The sequence below is a fragment of the Bacillus sp. CPT56D-587-MTF genome (assembly GCF_058792335.1).
In genome coordinates, this window is record NZ_JBYTEF010000001.1 from 1115648 (window position 1) to 1131363 (window position 15716).

The 15716-nt window shown below is 36.4% G+C and carries 18 protein-coding genes; 16 read left to right on the plus strand and 2 right to left on the minus strand.

Annotated features, from left to right (window positions below; translation table 11 throughout):
• The first annotated feature begins 41 nt into the window (after positions 1–41).
• From leuB to AC3WVZ_RS05930, 15 genes are all read left to right on the plus strand, one after another.
• Positions 42–1106 carry a 3-isopropylmalate dehydrogenase gene (gene leuB, locus AC3WVZ_RS05860; RefSeq protein ID WP_233936187.1) on the plus strand — a complete coding sequence of 355 codons (1065 nt, stop codon included), beginning with the start codon at positions 42–44 and terminating at the stop codon, positions 1104–1106.
• Positions 1106–2500, plus strand: coding sequence for a 3-isopropylmalate dehydratase large subunit (leuC, locus tag AC3WVZ_RS05865; RefSeq protein WP_000518109.1), 1395 nt, complete (start codon positions 1106–1108; stop codon positions 2498–2500). The genes leuB and leuC overlap by 1 nt, the downstream gene beginning before the upstream one ends.
• The gene (leuD, locus tag AC3WVZ_RS05870; RefSeq protein WP_000433187.1) at positions 2478–3059 is read left to right on the plus strand and encodes a 3-isopropylmalate dehydratase small subunit; all 582 of its coding nucleotides are present in this window, start codon (positions 2478–2480) and stop codon (positions 3057–3059) included. Before leuC ends, leuD begins: the two co-directional genes overlap by 23 nt.
• A gap of 310 nt (positions 3060–3369) precedes the next feature.
• On the plus strand, positions 3370–4632 hold the full coding sequence (locus AC3WVZ_RS05875) for an ATP phosphoribosyltransferase regulatory subunit (protein ID WP_000170300.1): 1263 nt from the start codon (positions 3370–3372) through the stop codon (positions 4630–4632).
• Positions 4608–5243 (plus strand): ATP phosphoribosyltransferase, encoded by a 636-nt coding sequence (hisG, locus tag AC3WVZ_RS05880; RefSeq protein ID WP_001244493.1) that lies wholly within the window; start codon positions 4608–4610, stop codon positions 5241–5243. Before AC3WVZ_RS05875 ends, hisG begins: the two co-directional genes overlap by 25 nt.
• 11 nt (positions 5244–5254) lie before the next feature.
• On the plus strand, positions 5255–6544 hold the full coding sequence (gene hisD, locus AC3WVZ_RS05885; protein WP_000402933.1) for a histidinol dehydrogenase: 1290 nt from the start codon (positions 5255–5257) through the stop codon (positions 6542–6544).
• Positions 6544–7128 carry an imidazoleglycerol-phosphate dehydratase HisB gene (hisB, locus tag AC3WVZ_RS05890; protein ID WP_001249949.1) on the plus strand — a complete coding sequence of 195 codons (585 nt, stop codon included), beginning with the start codon at positions 6544–6546 and terminating at the stop codon, positions 7126–7128. The genes hisD and hisB overlap by 1 nt, the downstream gene beginning before the upstream one ends.
• Positions 7129–7758 (plus strand): imidazole glycerol phosphate synthase subunit HisH, encoded by a 630-nt coding sequence (gene hisH, locus AC3WVZ_RS05895; protein ID WP_000560360.1) that lies wholly within the window; start codon positions 7129–7131, stop codon positions 7756–7758.
• Entirely contained in the window at positions 7731–8450 is a 720-nt protein-coding gene (gene hisA, locus AC3WVZ_RS05900) for a 1-(5-phosphoribosyl)-5-[(5-phosphoribosylamino)methylideneamino]imidazole-4-carboxamide isomerase (protein ID WP_233936189.1), read from the plus strand. The genes hisH and hisA overlap by 28 nt, the downstream gene beginning before the upstream one ends.
• Positions 8444–9202: an imidazole glycerol phosphate synthase subunit HisF gene (gene hisF / locus AC3WVZ_RS05905; protein ID WP_000880111.1), complete on the plus strand. Its 759-nt coding sequence runs from the start codon at positions 8444–8446 to the stop codon at positions 9200–9202. Before hisA ends, hisF begins: the two co-directional genes overlap by 7 nt.
• Entirely contained in the window at positions 9199–9504 is a 306-nt protein-coding gene (gene hisI / locus AC3WVZ_RS05910; RefSeq protein ID WP_000803956.1) for a phosphoribosyl-AMP cyclohydrolase, read from the plus strand. The genes hisF and hisI overlap by 4 nt, the downstream gene beginning before the upstream one ends.
• A 10-nt stretch (positions 9505–9514) precedes the next feature.
• Positions 9515–9838, plus strand: coding sequence for a phosphoribosyl-ATP diphosphatase (hisE, locus tag AC3WVZ_RS05915; protein ID WP_000426358.1), 324 nt, complete (start codon positions 9515–9517; stop codon positions 9836–9838).
• A gap of 12 nt (positions 9839–9850) precedes the next feature.
• Entirely contained in the window at positions 9851–10867 is a 1017-nt protein-coding gene (locus AC3WVZ_RS05920; RefSeq protein ID WP_000861838.1) for a histidinol phosphate phosphatase domain-containing protein, read from the plus strand.
• Between the two features lie 68 nt (positions 10868–10935).
• Positions 10936–11103: a YozQ family protein gene (locus AC3WVZ_RS05925; protein ID WP_001118878.1), complete on the plus strand. Its 168-nt coding sequence runs from the start codon at positions 10936–10938 to the stop codon at positions 11101–11103.
• 144 nt (positions 11104–11247) lie between these two features.
• Positions 11248–12219, plus strand: a complete 972-nt coding sequence (locus AC3WVZ_RS05930; RefSeq protein ID WP_001062858.1) for an NAD(P)-dependent oxidoreductase — start codon at positions 11248–11250, stop codon at positions 12217–12219.
• A 30-nt stretch (positions 12220–12249) separates the two neighbouring features.
• Here the strand turns inward: AC3WVZ_RS05930 and pssA are convergent, their stop codons facing one another.
• Together pssA and AC3WVZ_RS05940 are read right to left on the minus strand one after the other, a co-directional pair.
• Positions 12250–12951: a CDP-diacylglycerol--serine O-phosphatidyltransferase gene (gene pssA, locus AC3WVZ_RS05935; RefSeq protein ID WP_000285417.1), complete on the minus strand. Its 702-nt coding sequence runs from the start codon at positions 12949–12951 to the stop codon at positions 12250–12252.
• 188 nt (positions 12952–13139) lie between these two features.
• Entirely contained in the window at positions 13140–15026 is a 1887-nt protein-coding gene (locus tag AC3WVZ_RS05940; protein WP_000939078.1) for an LTA synthase family protein, read from the minus strand.
• Between the two features lie 254 nt (positions 15027–15280).
• On the opposite strand from AC3WVZ_RS05940, the gene AC3WVZ_RS05945 reads away from it, so the two are divergent.
• Complete coding sequence (locus AC3WVZ_RS05945) at positions 15281–15676, plus strand: DUF3888 domain-containing protein (RefSeq protein WP_001228823.1); 396 nt, start codon at positions 15281–15283, stop codon at positions 15674–15676.
• The last annotated feature ends 40 nt before the right edge of the window (positions 15677–15716 follow it).

Genomic DNA, 15716 nt, shown 5'->3' on the forward strand with positions numbered 1-15716 from the left:
AAATTAAAGTTCTGAAAATTCAGTTAAAAGGAGTGTTAAAAATGGAAAAACGTATCGTTTGTTTAGCTGGTGATGGTGTCGGTCCAGAAGTAATGGAGAGTGCGAAGGAAGTATTGCATATGGTAGAAAGGCTATATGGACATCATTTTCATTTGCAAGATGAGTACTTTGGTGGTATTGCTATCGATTTAACTGGGCAACCATTACCACAGCGAACACTTGCCGCCTGTTTAGCGAGTGATGCGGTTTTACTTGGCGCAGTAGGTGGACCAAGGTGGGATAGTGCGAAAGAAAGGCCTGAGAAAGGATTATTAGCATTAAGAAAAGGACTCGGTGTATTTGCGAATGTTCGCCCTGTAACGGTAGAAAGTGCAACTGCACATTTATCACCATTAAAAAACGCTGATGAAATTGATTTCGTTGTCGTTCGTGAATTAACAGGCGGAATTTATTTTTCTTATCCGAAAGAGCGAACGGAAGAAGTGGCGACAGATACACTTACGTATCATCGCTATGAAATTGAACGTATCGTTTCGTATGCTTTTCAATTAGCAAATAAGCGGAAGAAAAAAGTAACATCTATTGATAAAGCGAATGTTTTAGAGTCTAGTAAATTATGGAGAACTGTGACAGAAGAAGTAGCACTTCGCTACCCAAATGTGGAAGTAGAACACATTTTAGTAGATGCAGCAGCTATGGAATTAATTCGGAATCCAGGAAGATTTGACGTTATTGTAACGGAAAATTTATTTGGTGATATTTTAAGTGATGAGGCTTCAGTATTAGCTGGATCATTAGGAATGCTTCCATCAGCAAGTCACGCTGAAAAGGGACCTTCATTATATGAGCCTATTCACGGATCAGCACCGGATATTGCGGGGAAAAATAAGGCGAATCCAATTGCGATGATGCGTTCTGTTGCAATGATGCTTGGGCAATCGTTCGGATTAACGAGAGAAGGAGATGCAATTGAAGAAGCAGTTTCTGCAGTCCTTAAATCAGGGAAATGTACAGCAGATATCGGGGGGACTGAAACGACAACTTCATTTACAAAGGCAGTTATTCAAGAAATGGAAGAGCAAGCGTTAGTAGGGAGAGGAAGATAATGGGAAAAAGGTTACTAGATAAGCTTTGGGAAAGACATGTAGTTGCGACTAATGAAAATGGATTGGATTTATTATATATCGATCTACATCTTGTTCATGAAGTAACGTCACCGCAAGCCTTTGAAGGCTTGCGGCTTACAAATCGAACAGTCCGCAGACCAGATTTAACATTTGCAACGATGGATCATAATATTCCAACGAAAGATGTTTGGAATATTACCGACCGCATTGCGAAGCAGCAACTAGATACACTTCGGCAAAACTGTAAACAATTTCAGGTGCCATTAGCGGATATCGGAGATGAAGAGCAAGGGATCGTTCATGTAATAGGACCAGAACTTGGACTCACACAGCCAGGAAAAACGATTGTTTGTGGTGATAGTCATACAGCAACACACGGTGCTTTTGGCGCACTAGCGTTTGGTATTGGTACGAGTGAAGTGGAACATGTATTGGCAACGCAAACGTTATGGCAACGAAAGCCGAAAGCGATGGGCATTGAGTTAAAAGGAAAGTTACCGCAAGGTGTCTATGCGAAAGATATTATTTTACACCTTCTTTCAAAGTACGGAGTAGCAGTTGGAACAGGTTACGTAATGGAATTTTACGGAGAGGCCATTCATGCTATGGATATGGAAGAGAGGATGACGCTTTGCAATATGGCAATTGAAGGGGGAGCAAAGGCTGGCATTATTGCACCAGATGAAAAAACGTTTGCTTACGTAAAAGGGCGTAAATATGCACCGAAAGACTATGAATCTATTAAGGAAAAATGGTCAGAACTTTATACAGATTTAGATGCAGTTTATGATTTACATATTCTAGTAGATGTTACGGATTTAGCGCCGTACGTTACGTGGGGAACAAATCCTAGTATGGGTGTTCGGATCGATGAGAAATTGCCAGAAAAGCATGATGCAAATGATGAAAGAGCGTTTTCTTATATGGGATTGAGTCCCGGACAAAGTACGTATGACATTCCAGTTCAACATGTTTTCATTGGATCTTGTACAAATTCCAGGCTTTCTGACTTAGAAATTGCTGCATCTGTCGTGAAAGGTAAAAAAGTAAAAGAAGGTGTGCGAGCACTTGTTGTACCTGGATCTCAAAGGGTAAGAGAAGCAGCGATGCATAAAGGATTACATCGCATATTTGAAGAAGCTGGATTTGAATGGAGAGAGCCCGGATGCTCAATGTGTCTAGGTATGAATCCAGATCAAGTGCCTGAAGGAGAACATTGTGCCTCTACGTCCAATCGCAATTTTGAAGGAAGACAAGGAAAGGGAGCACGAACGCATTTAGTTAGCCCGGCAATGGCGGCAGCGGCTGCGTTATATGGTCATTTTGTTGATATTAGAAAGGAGAGTTATGATGGAGCCATTTCGTATTCATAAAGGTACTGCCGCAGTACTGATGAATGATAACATTGATACAGATCAAATTATTCCGAAGCAATATTTAAAGAGAATTGAAAGAACTGGGTTTGGGAAGTTTTTATTTGATGAGTGGCGATATGATAATAATCGCCAAGAAAACCCTAATTTCCCGCTTAATGCACAAGAAAGAAAAGGAGCCAGCATATTAATCACAGGTGATAATTTTGGATGTGGCTCGTCTAGAGAACATGCTCCATGGGCACTTGCTGATTATGGTTTCCGCGTTATTATCGCTGGAGGATTTGCCGATATCTTTTATATGAATTGTATGAAGAATGGCATGTTACCGATTGTAATGGATAAAGATATGCGTGAACAACTTGCAAAAACAGATGCGAGGGAACAAATTACAGTTGATTTAGAAAATGAAATAATTATAACGAATATGCATAGATTCCATTTTACAATCGAGAAAATGTGGAAAGAGAAGTTATTGAATGGTTTAGATGAAATTAGTATTACAATGCAATATGAACAAGAAATAAAAGAGTATGAAAGAAAAGTGGCTTTACATTAAAAAAAGTGACGGAATATTAAAAATGTATTTACATTCAAAATTAACTGTTATATACTATGTGAAAATCAGAGGAGAAAGGGAGTAAGTATTATGAATACAATAAAATCTATTACAATGCTTACACAACTACATCATCATACATGAAACCCTTGAACCTAGCGTGAAAACGTGTAGGTACAAGGGTTATTCCCGTTGTACCTACACTCTACTGAAGAGCCTTGTAGGTATTTTGTCTACAAGGCTCTTTTTATTTTCGGCTTAGGGGAATGAAATAGGCATACATTAGAAGGGGAAAGGTGTGAAAATTTAGATGACAAAATGGAAACGAGCAAACCCGAATGGAACGAGAGATTATTTATTCGAAGAATGTACGTTAATTGAAGAAGTGGAGCAAAAATTAAGGCTTACTTTTTTAGAGAGAGGTTATGAGGAAATAAGAACACCTACAATTGAATTTTATGATGTTTTTGCATTTCAAAATAGACCGATAGATGAAGAGAAGATGTATAAATTTTTTGATGAAAAGGGAAGGATTATCGTTTTACGTCCAGATATGACAATTCCTTTAGCAAGAGTGATTGGAACACAGAGATGGGATACGCCACTTAAAGTGACGTATAGCGGGAATGTATTTCGAGCGAATGAATCCCATTCTGGAAAATATAATGAAATCGTACAAAGTGGTATTGAAGTTATCGGGATTGATAATGTAAGAGCTGAAATTGAATGTGTAATAAGTGTCATTCAAGCACTTCAAAAGTTGAATGTGCAATCTTTTACAATTGAGATTGGGCAAGTACAGTTATATAAATGTATTGTAAAAAAGCTCTCCATCCATGATGAAGAAGAAAGAGTACTTAGAACGTATATAGAAAGTAAAAATTATGCTGCCCTCTCAAATTTTATCGGAGAAAAGAAATTAGATCGATGCGATGAGACAGTAAGATTACTTGAGAAATTACCAAGGCTATTTGGAAATTTAGAAGTTATTGAGGAGGCAGAAAAGCTTGCTTCAAGTAATGAAATGAAAATGGCAATTGCAAGAGTAAAAGAAATGTATGAAACAATTGAAACGTTAGGATATGGTTCTTACATATCAATTGATTTGGGCATGATTCAACACTTAGATTACTATACGGGTGTTATTTTCAAAGGATATATATATGAAATTGGAGAAGAAATCGTTAGTGGCGGAAGATACGATGAGCTAATTGGGAATTTTGGAGAAATGCTGCCAGCTGTTGGACTCGCGGTACAAGTAAATCAAATTGTGAAGGCGCTGCAAGAGCAGCAAGAACCATATGAACGAAATCAAATTGATATTGTGATTCATTATGAGTTAAATAGATTAGCGGAAGCAGAAAGGTTACGAAATTTACTTCGAAAGGATGGGAAAAATGCTTGGTTATCTCTATTCTCTAATTTAAGCGATACCTTTCAATTTGCAAGAAAAAATAAAATAGGAACGGTCGTTGAGGCAAAGAATGAATACTTAGTGGAATATGTATGGAATGAGAAATGGGTAGTCCAGAAAGAAGGAGAGGCTTCATGCGTAACATTCAAATTGCGTTAACGAAAGGAAGATTAGAAAAACATGTCATTCCACTTTTTGAGCAGATTGGAATTGATTGTTCCGAGCTCAAAAATAAAGGTCGGAAGCTTGTATTTCAAAGTAAAAATACAAATGTTTCATTTATTTTAGTAAAAGCGGTTGATGTTGCTACTTATGTAGAACATGGGGTAGCTGATATTGGCATCGTTGGAAAAGATATTTTAATGGAAAACGAGAAAGATATTTATGAAATGCTGGATTTAGGAGTGGGGATTTGTAAGTTTTGTGTTGCTTCTATTCCTACGTATAATCCGAAGAGTTACCGGAAGAAAAGAATCGCTACGAAATACCCCCATATTACTTCTACTTATTTTCATGATAAGGGAGAGGATGTAGAAATTATTAAGATAGAAGGTTCTGTAGAAATCGCTCCTCTTCTTGGATTGGCAGATGCGATTGTAGATATTGTTGAAACAGGAAAAACATTACAAGAGAATGGACTCATTGTATTTGAGGAAATGTACTTTATATCGGCTCGGATGATTGTAAATAAGGCAGCCTTAAAAACTAAAAAAGACGAAATATTCAGCATTATAAATATGATGGAGCAAGAAATCTTATCAGGGAAATAGGAGGATTTAAAATGGAAATCATTTATGAAGAATTTAAGGAGGCATTATCTAAAATAAAAGTGCTAAGAGAAAACGCTAATATAATAGAAGAAACTGTTCAAAGAAGTGTAAGAGAAATCATTAGACATGTAAGGGAAGGGAAAGATGAGGCTTTATCTTTCTATACAAAAAAGTTTGATGGTGTAGAGATGAAAAATTTTCGTGTAAGTGAAGAAGAAATACAGCAAGCGAGTATGTTTGTAGAGAATTCATTTTTAGAAGCTTTAAAAGAGGCGAAGAAAAACGTTGTTTCGTATCACGAAAAGCAAAAGAAGCACTCAATATTCGATTGTGAAAGTAAAGGGATAATTAGAGGGCAACTCATTCGGCCGTTAGAAAATGTAGGTGTATATGTACCGGGTGGGACAGCCTCATATCCTTCTTCAGTATTAATGAATGTATTGCCGGCGAAACTCGCAGGTGTGAAAAAGATTGTAATGGTAACACCGCCGAGGAAAGGAGGAATTGATCCACATATATTAGCTGCTGCAGATCTTGCGGGAGTAGATGAAATTTATACGATAGGTGGCGCACAAGCAATTGCTGCTTTAGCATACGGGACGGAATCGATTCCGAAAGTGGATAAAATAGTTGGACCGGGAAATTTGTACGTCGCTCTAGCGAAACGAGAAGTATACGGAATAGTAAATATCGATATGATTGCTGGTCCATCAGAAATTGTAGTTGTTGCGGATGAAACAGGTAATGCAAAATATATCGCAGCGGATTTATTATCGCAAGCAGAGCATGATGAGAGAGCAACGGCGATTTGTATTACAACGAATATGGAACTAGCTAAAGAAGTAGAAAAAGAGGTAGAAAGACAGTTAGAAACGTTACCAAGAAGTGAAATTGCACGTGAATCAATAAATAGAAATGGAGCCATCTTTATCGTTCCTTCTTTAGAGGAGGCGCTAAAGTTATCAAATGAAATTGCTCCAGAACATTTAGAGTTACATATAAAAGAACCAATGAATGCTCTAGATTATGTGAAACATGCAGGCTCTATTTTCCTTGGGCCATATTCACCTGAACCGCTCGGGGATTATTTAGCGGGACCGAATCATGTATTACCAACGAGCGGAACGGCAAGATTTTTTTCTCCGTTATCAGTCGATGATTTCGTGAAAAAATCAAGTTTTATTTCTTATACGGAGGAAGCATTAAAAAATGTACAGCATCATATTGTAGAGCTTGCAAATAAAGAAGGGTTACATGCACATGCGAGAGCAATCCAAATAAGGTTTGAGGAGGAAAAATAATGCGTCAGTCCAGTCAAGCACGTGAGACGACAGAAACAAAAATTAAATTAAATTTGCAGCTTGATGAAAGTACAAATGTATCTATTCAAACAGGAGTTGGTTTTTTCGATCATATGCTTACTTTATTTGCTAGACATGGAAGATTTGGATTGCAGGTTGAAGCAGAAGGTGATGTATTTGTCGATGCACATCACACCGTTGAAGATGTTGGAATTGTACTCGGAAATTGCTTGAAAGAAGCATTGCAAAACAAAGAGGGAATTAATCGTTACGGTTCTGCGTATGTACCGATGGATGAATCTTTAGGATTTGTCGCAATTGATATAAGTGGACGCTCATATTGTGTATTTCAAGGGGAATTAACAAATCCGAAGCTCGGGGATTTTGATACAGAATTGACGGAAGAATTTTTTAGAGCAGTTGCACATGCTGCCAATATTACATTACATGCGCGCGTTCTATACGGAAGTAATACACATCACAAAATTGAAGCATTATTTAAAGCTTTTGGTAGAGCGCTTAGAGAAGCGGTCGAAAAAAATGCCAACATTACTGGTGTAAATTCAACGAAAGGAATGTTGTAATTGATTGCCATTATAGATTATGGAATGGGGAATATTCGCAGTGTAGAGCAAGCATTAAAATATATTGGCGCAGAGTACATTGTAACGAGTGATAAAAAAGAGATATTGAGAAGCGATGGCGTGATTTTACCGGGAGTAGGTGCATTTCCGAAAGCGATGGACGTATTAGAAGAAAGAGATTTAGTGTGTGTACTAAAAGAGGTTTGTGATATAGGAAAACCACTCCTCGGTATATGTTTGGGCATGCAGCTTTTATTTGAACGAAGTGAGGAACTAAAAGATTGTAGCGGGTTAGGTTTACTACCAGGGGAAATTCGTAAGTTAAAAGTTTCGTATAAAATTCCTCATATGGGATGGAATGAATTAAGGAAGGAAAGAGAATTTCCGCTTTGGAATGGATTAGTGGATGGTTCTTTCGTGTATTATGTTCACTCATATTACGCGGATTGTCCAGATGAAATTGTATGCGGAGTAAGTGATTATGGAATGCAAGTACCAGGGTTTGTCGCGAAAGGAAATGTATTTGGTGCACAGTTTCATCCAGAAAAAAGTGGCGAAATTGGCATGCAAATATTAAAAAATTTTCAAGGGGTGGTAGAAGCATGGAAATCTTCCCAGCTATCGATTTAAAAGAAGGACGATGCGTTAGACTTTATCAAGGAGAGTTTAGTAAAGAAACGGTGATGAATGAAGATCCAGTAGCGCAGGCGATCATATTTGAAAAGCTTGGAGCGGAAATACTACACATTGTTGATTTAGACGGTGCAATTGCTGGCGAGTCTTTAAATTTGCCCGTCATTGAAAAAATCTGCAAGGCGGTACGTATTCCTGTGCAAGTGGGAGGAGGAATTCGTTCACTTGTAACGGTGGAGAAGTTATTGTCAGCAGGTGTAGAAAAAGTGATTTTAGGAACAGTAGCTCTTTATGATAAGTCATTTTTAGAGGAAGCAGTTCGTCTATATAAAGAGAAAATCATTGTTGGAATTGATGCGAAAAATGGTTTCGTAGCAACGAGAGGTTGGCTTGATCTATCTGAAATTTCTTACGTTAGTTTAGCGAAACAAATGGAAAGTTTAGGTGTTCAAACGATTGTGTTTACAGACATTTCGAAAGACGGGACGCTTGCAGGTCCAAATTTTGAACAATTAGCGATACTTCAAAAAAGTGTAGGCATTCGTCTCATCGCTTCTGGAGGAGTGGCATCTATTCAAGATGTGAAAAAGTTAAATGATATGAATATATATGGTGTCATAATTGGAAAGGCGCTTTACGAGAAAACGATTGATTTAGAAGAAGTATTACAGGTAACGAAGTTATGTTAGCGAAACGAATTATTCCATGTCTAGATGTGAAAGAAGGGCGAGTCGTAAAGGGTGTAAATTTTATAGGATTACAAGATGTCGGTGATCCGGTTGAAATAGCTGAAGCATATAACGAGGCAGGGGCAGATGAAATCGTATTTTTAGATATTACGGCGACTCATGAAGGAAGAAAAACGATTATAGATGTTGTAGAAAAAACAGCAGCAAAAGTATTTATTCCTCTTACGGTTGGCGGGGGGATATCAAGTGTGAAAGATATGTACAATTTACTAAGAGCTGGGGCAGACAAAGTTTCAATAAACTCAGCGGCAGTGCGAAACTCGAAGTTAATAGAAGAAGGGGCAGAACACTTTGGGTCACAATGTATTGTCGTGGCAATTGATGCTAGAAAAGTAGCAGAAGGTAAATGGAACGTATATGTCAACGGCGGAAGAGTTGACACAGGAATGGATGCCATAGAATGGGCGAAGCGTGTTGTTAAACTTGGGGCAGGTGAAATTTTGTTAACGAGTATGGATGCAGATGGAACGAAAAGCGGATATGACCTTCGTTTAACAGAAGAAATTTCAAAAAGTGTTTCTATTCCAGTCATCGCATCAGGAGGCTGTGGTCATACGAATCATATTATAGAAGTTTTTCAAAAGACAACGGTTGATGCAGCGTTAGCGGCATCCATCTTTCATTATGGTGAGGCGACAGTGCAGAGTGTAAAGCGAAAATTAAGAGATGCAAATATTGAGGTGCGGTTATGAAACCTAATTTTTCAAAAGGATTAATACCGGCAATTGTCATCGAAGAAGGTACGAAAGACGTTTTAATGCTAGCTTATATGAATGAAGAAGCATATAAAAAAACGTTAGAGACGAAAAGAACATGGTTTTATTCTCGTTCGAGGCAGTCGTTATGGAATAAGGGGGAAACATCAGGGAATGTTCAATATGTGCAGTCTTTATATTTAGATTGTGATCAAGATTCAATTGTTGTGAATGTGAAACAAGTAGGACCTGCTTGTCATACGGGAGAGAAGACATGTTTTCACTATCAAATTATATAGGGGGATACATATGGAAAATGCCTTTAAGTTGCTGTATAAAACAATTGAAGAACGAAAGGGAAGCCCACTTCCTGAATCGTATACAAATTATTTATTTTCAAAAGGAGAAGATAAAATTTTAAAGAAGATTGGTGAAGAGTGTGCTGAAGTAATTATCGCATGTAAAAATAATGATAAAGAAGAAGTAGTGAAAGAAATGGTTGATGTATTTTATCACTGTTTCGTTTTATTAGCTGAAAAAAATATTGCATTGGAAGATGTGATGCGAGAGGTGAAAGAACGAAATGGAAAGCTTTCGAGAGTTGGGGATAGAAGGGAAATAGATACATTATAAGGGGGAATGTATATGAAAGTAGATTATCATCTTCACTTAGAAGAAGGACCGTATTCAATAGGATGGCTTGCTAAAATAAATGAAGCGTTGGAATGTTATGAACCGCTTCAAGAAAGACATTCTATTGATTGGCTTATGAAAACACAAGAGCGTTTGCAAAAGCGTGTGAAGGAAGGGCCATTTACAACAGAATGGATAGATCTATATTTAGAAGAAGCTGTGCGAAAAGGAATAAAAGAAGTGGGAATTGTTGATCATCTATATCGTTTTCATGAAGCAAAAGGATATTATGAAAAATATGTAGATATTAGTGATTCTAAGCTCGGTCGTATACAGAAAGAATGGTTAGATCAAGTAAGGGTAGTTTCACTGTATGATTTTACAAAGGCAATTGAAGAGGCGAAAGAACGATGGGGGAAAAGAGGTGTCACACTTAAACTTGGAATTGAAGCGGATTATTTTATTGGTTGTGAAGGAGAGTTAAAAGAATTATTAGCGCTAGGAGACTTTGATTATGTAATTGGTTCCGTTCATTTTCTAAATGGCTGGGGGTTTGATAATCCAGATACGAAAGAATATTTTGAGGTGCATGACCTACGCGCATTATATGATATGTTTTTTAAAACAGTCGAGAGTGCGATTCGTACCGAGTTATTTGATATTATCGCTCATCTTGATAATATAAAGGTATTTAATTATCGATTGGATGAGAATGAACAGCTTTCTTATTATGAGGAAATTGCCTGTGCATTAGTAGAAACGAATACGGCAACAGAAATAAATGCAGGATTATACTATCGTTATCCTGTTCGTGAAATGTGCCCAAGTCCACTATATTTACAAGTATTAGCTAAGTATGGTGTTCCAATTACGATTTCTTCGGATGCCCATTACCCAAATGATTTAGGGAATTATGTACAAGAAAATGTACAAACATTACGAGCTCACGGTGTTACTCAGGTTGCAACATTTACGAAGCGAGCAAGAGTAATGAGGTCGCTTGAAGAAGAAGTAACAAATTCAAAATGAAACGCAATTTTTTGATGAAAACTGTCCTTTTTGTTCAAAATAAGAAAGAATGAAAAGGAGGGTAAGAAATGGCGAAACAACAAAACAAACAAAATGTACAAGGTGCACAGCAACAAGCTTATACTTCTGAAACGAATGCTGCATCTCAATCGGTTATTGAGGAGCAAATTAGCGATACGGTTGCAGAAGGAACTATTGATGTGAAGCTTGGAAAAGAATCGCAGGAAAAAGCGTAAGAAGAGGGGAGAGTTGCATCTCCTCTTTTTTCATGGAAAAGTGTCGAATTTCAAAACTATAATCAAATTCCTTGGTTTTTATATGTGGATTTCTTACAATGAAATATAAGAGATGTCTTATTTTCTATAGAAGAGGTGTTAGTAGTGGCAAAAATATTAGTAGCGGGAAAAATTCCGGAAATTGGATTAGAACTATTAAAAGATCATAATGTAGAAATGTACAATAAAGAGGAGTTAATTTCTATAGATGAATTAACAGAGCGTGTAAAAGATAAAGATGCATTGTTAAGTTTACTTTCGACAAAGGTGCCAAAAGAAGTTATTGATGCAGCGCCTCATTTAAAGATTGTTGCAAACTATGGTGCTGGTTACGACAATATTGATTACACGTATGCGGGCGAAAAAGGAATTGCAGTTACGAATACACCGAAAGTATCAACGGAAGCGACTGCAGAATTAACATTTGCACTTCTTTTAGCAGCGGCGCGTAGAATTCCTGAAGGGGATACGTTATGTCGTACGACTGGATTTAACGGATGGGCACCGTTATTTTTCTTAGGACGAGAAGTCCATGGTAAGACAATCGGAATTATAGGTCTTGGAGAAATCGGGAAGGCTGTTGCAAAACGTGCGAAAGCATTTGGAATGGATGTTTTATATACAGGGCCAAATCGTAAGCTTGAAGCTGAAAGTGAACTGGGAGCAACGTATGTGACGTTGGAAGAATTATTACAAACAGCAGACTTTATTACAATTAACTGTGCTTATAATCCGAAATTACATCATATGATTGATGAAGAGCAGTTTAAAATGATGAAGAAAACAGCGTATATTGTAAATGCTTCACGTGGACCAATTATGAATGAAGCAGCACTTGCTCATGCATTAAAAACGAATGAAATTGAAGGAGCAGCTCTTGACGTGTTTGAATTTGAACCGAAAATTACAGAAGAGCTAAAAGAATTAAAGAATGTAGTACTTGCTCCACACGTAGGGAATGCAACATTTGAAACTCGTGATGCGATGGCTGAAATGGCTGTCAGAAATATTTTAGCTGTATTAAACGGCGAAGAGCCAGTAACACCTGTAAATCAAAAGGTATTAGTTACAAAATAAAAAGAAACCTTCCGGACTCGGAAGGTTTTCTTATTTTTCTTTATTCGCTTTTTTAGACGGTCTTTGTCTAATGAATTGAGATAACATGTACAAAATATATAGTGGAATGGCAATGAATAAGAAAACAGAAAAATTTCCAAATCCTGTTTGATACATTGTAATAATGATTCCAACTAAAAATAGTGTAATAATGATGCTATATCGTGGAATTGGTACATCTTTTAAACTTGGGATACGAATGCGGCTCACCATTAAAAATGCGAACGTTACAAATACGGTAATAAGAACGATTTTTGGAATGGTATGTGAAAATAATGTTAAGAAAGCAACAAGCCCTCCCGCTGCTGTAATCGGTACTCCAGTGAAATATTTCATTGAAGTAGAAGATGGTGTTACATTAAATCGTGCTAAACGATATGCTCCGAAAAGAGGGAATAATCCCGCTATGTATAATCCGATGATTCCGTAGTTTGAGAAAGATGTGTAATACATTAAAACAGCTGGTGCTGCACCAAATGTTACGACATCTGCAAGCGAGTCGAGCTCTTTTCCCATTTGTGAATCAACACGTAATAAACGAGCAACACGACCATCAAGACTATCTAACATCATCCCGATAAGTACTAAAATAGCAGCTGATTTATAATATCCTAAAGATGCATAGCCGATTGATAAAAATCCGCTATATAAATTTCCGAGCGTAAATAAGTTTGGAATAGCTGCTCTATACAAAATCTGATCCCTTGCTTTCTGTAATAAATTCTTAATTAGTGTATGAAAGTTTACTTATTTTATCATACCATAAATTTATTCCTCATACGAAAGAAATTACCAATTTGTGAAAGATTTCATAGAAGGATGGTTCGAAAATTAAGTGAAAATAAAAAGAGGAAGCAACTTGTATAAAGTTGCTTCCTTTACTATTCAAATTTCGTTGTCATCGTTCCGGTTTTATATCGATTATTAGGATCGAAGCGTAATAAATCTCCATAAATTAATTTATCGGAGAGTTTTAATTCTGTTTTTGCTTTTTCAATATACGGCTGACATAACGTCATGTCAGCTTCTTCACCCGTACTTCTTTTGTAGCACATATTTTTTGTATAAACATACTCTTCAGAAACAAAGCTACCATCACGCATTACCATAAGCGGGTCTTTCTCTTTAATAAATAAGTCAGTTCCAAATTCAACGGATTTATTTGTTTTAATACCAAGTAAATGAAGGAGCGTTGGCTTAATATCAATTTGACCGGATACTTTAGAAACAACTTTTCCTTCTTGGCCAGGCACATGAATAATAAGAGGGACTCGTTGTAATTGCATAGAATCGAATGGTGTAATAGTATCTTTTCCTAGGAACTGTGCCATAGCTGCGTTATGGTTTTCGGAAATACCGTAATGATCACCATAAATGACAATAACGGAATTATCATATAATCCTTCTTCTTTTAATTGTTGAATAAATAATTTAAGAGCTTCATCTGTGTAACGAACAGTTGGGAAGTAGCGGTTTACAACACCACTTTCCGAGTTGAATTCATCAACATATTGATCTTCCGGATTTAGAAGAAATGGAAAATGATTTGTTAATGTAATAAATTTTGTATAGAACGGTTGCGGTAAAGATTTTAACTTTGGAATAGATTGTTCAAAGAACTCTTTATCTTTTAATCCCCAACCGACAGACATTTGCTCCGTTCCTGCGTAATCATTTAAATTAAAATAACGATCATATCCAAGCGCAGGATACATTACATCCCGATTCCAAAACGTTTTATCGTTTGAATGGAAGACGGCAGAAGAATATCCGTATTTCTTTAATTGTTCTGGTGTCGCTGTGTATTCATTTGTTGCATGAGTAAAGAATACAGAACCACGATCTAGCGGATAAAGTGAGTTTTCAACGATAAATTCAGCATCAGAAGTTTTGCCTTGTCCAGTTTGATGATAGAAGTTATCGAAATAGAAACTATCCTTAATAAATTCATTTAAAAATGGTGTAATTTCTTTTCCATTTATTTTTTTATTAATAACAAAGTTTTGTGTAGATTCCATTGAAATTAAAATTACATTTTTACCTTTTGCAGCTCCAAATAAGTTTTTATCAACTTGTTTGTCTTTTGAGTCTGTATAGTTTTTAATTTCAGAAAACCCATCCCCACTTGCAAATACACGCTCAGCTGAAGACTTGGATTGAAGCGTAATATCAAATAGATGGTATGTGTATAAACCTAAATTCTTCACGACAGTTTGACGGTCAAATGAGCGCGAGAACATTTGTGGTTTATAAATAACTGATACAACAATTTGTAGTGCTAATAAAGCTGTTACACCGCTAAAGAAAGTTCGCTTCTCTGAGCGGGAAAGTGGTGTTTTGTCGCCAAATGATGGGAATTTACGTGAAATAAACATTAAAATAATTGCATCTGCAAATAAAAGTAATGTTTTGTACGTAAAGAGTTCTTTTATACTTGTCCCTAAATCAGCCATATTGTTTGTTTGGAATAAAACCGGGAAAGTAACGAAATCGTTATAGAACCCATAAAACATTGCGTTTCCAAATAAAATAAATGACAGTATAAAACTGATTCCAATTATAATTCGGTTTCGGTGCTTAGATGCAAGTAAAGCTAAGCCGAAAAATAAAAGTAACGCAGCTAGTGGATTGATAAAAAGCATGAATTCTTCAAAGAAATTATCAATTTTAATATCAAATGCTAGCTTGTACACAATATATGTTTTAATCCATAGTAAAACGACTGCAACGAGTGCAAATCGCAGTTTTGGAAACAGATGTTGTAGCATAATATACTCCTCTCCTAAAAAGCATGACAGTTCTTGTGAGTCAGTTTGCTTAACGACTCATTTTATATATACGAACAGTCCTTTGTTATTATGATTATTATACTATGAGTATCATTATACGAAAATAAAAGAAGGTTGTGGGCTTTTTTATAATAATCGAGTAGAAAAAGAGTGGTGGGAGACAATAAAACAGAATTTCTATGTATGATAATTATCGTACGCAGAAAGAATCGCGTGATAATACGGAGGTTATAATGCGAAAATTATTATATTTTATAGCATGCAGTAGTGTTATACTTTTTACTTCACCGAGTGTGTCGGTAGCCCAATATGATGCACCTCTTATGGAAGATGCACTTTATTCTGTTTTATTTCCAAAAATAAATAAAGCAATTGAAAAACAATATGGAAGTTTGAAACCTTATCAATGTCCTAAAATTATTAGTTTAAAAAAAGTGTATAGCGGTACATATTTATTTCAAGCAAGTATTGAAGTGACAAAGTATGAACGTGTTGCTGGGAAAATTGCTCCACCATTTGAGAAGGTAACGATTACATTTAATAACGAAGAAGGCGAATGGGAAGTGACAAAGATTTCAGTAAAGCGCTTACCAAATGATACGAAACTAAACTGTAAAAAAACAATATAAAAAATTGTTTGACAAATAAAATGGTCCTTTGGTATTGTTA

Coding starts and splice junctions, on each gene's coding strand:
- leuB (WP_233936187.1), top strand. CDS start 42: ATGGAAAAACGTATCGTTTGTTTAGCTGGTGATGGTGTCGGTCCAGAA.
- leuC (WP_000518109.1), top strand. CDS start 1,106: ATGGGAAAAAGGTTACTAGATAAGCTTTGGGAAAGACATGTAGTTGCG.
- leuD (WP_000433187.1), top strand. CDS start 2,478: ATGGAGCCATTTCGTATTCATAAAGGTACTGCCGCAGTACTGATGAAT.
- AC3WVZ_RS05875 (WP_000170300.1), top strand. CDS start 3,370: ATGACAAAATGGAAACGAGCAAACCCGAATGGAACGAGAGATTATTTA.
- hisG (WP_001244493.1), top strand. CDS start 4,608: ATGCGTAACATTCAAATTGCGTTAACGAAAGGAAGATTAGAAAAACAT.
- hisD (WP_000402933.1), top strand. CDS start 5,255: ATGGAAATCATTTATGAAGAATTTAAGGAGGCATTATCTAAAATAAAA.
- hisB (WP_001249949.1), top strand. CDS start 6,544: ATGCGTCAGTCCAGTCAAGCACGTGAGACGACAGAAACAAAAATTAAA.
- hisA (WP_233936189.1), top strand. CDS start 7,731: ATGGAAATCTTCCCAGCTATCGATTTAAAAGAAGGACGATGCGTTAGA.
- hisF (WP_000880111.1), top strand. CDS start 8,444: ATGTTAGCGAAACGAATTATTCCATGTCTAGATGTGAAAGAAGGGCGA.
- hisI (WP_000803956.1), top strand. CDS start 9,199: ATGAAACCTAATTTTTCAAAAGGATTAATACCGGCAATTGTCATCGAA.
- hisE (WP_000426358.1), top strand. CDS start 9,515: ATGGAAAATGCCTTTAAGTTGCTGTATAAAACAATTGAAGAACGAAAG.
- AC3WVZ_RS05920 (WP_000861838.1), top strand. CDS start 9,851: ATGAAAGTAGATTATCATCTTCACTTAGAAGAAGGACCGTATTCAATA.
- AC3WVZ_RS05925 (WP_001118878.1), top strand. CDS start 10,936: ATGGCGAAACAACAAAACAAACAAAATGTACAAGGTGCACAGCAACAA.
- AC3WVZ_RS05940 (WP_000939078.1), bottom strand. CDS start 15,026: ATGCTACAACATCTGTTTCCAAAACTGCGATTTGCACTCGTTGCAGTC.
- AC3WVZ_RS05945 (WP_001228823.1), top strand. CDS start 15,281: ATGCGAAAATTATTATATTTTATAGCATGCAGTAGTGTTATACTTTTT.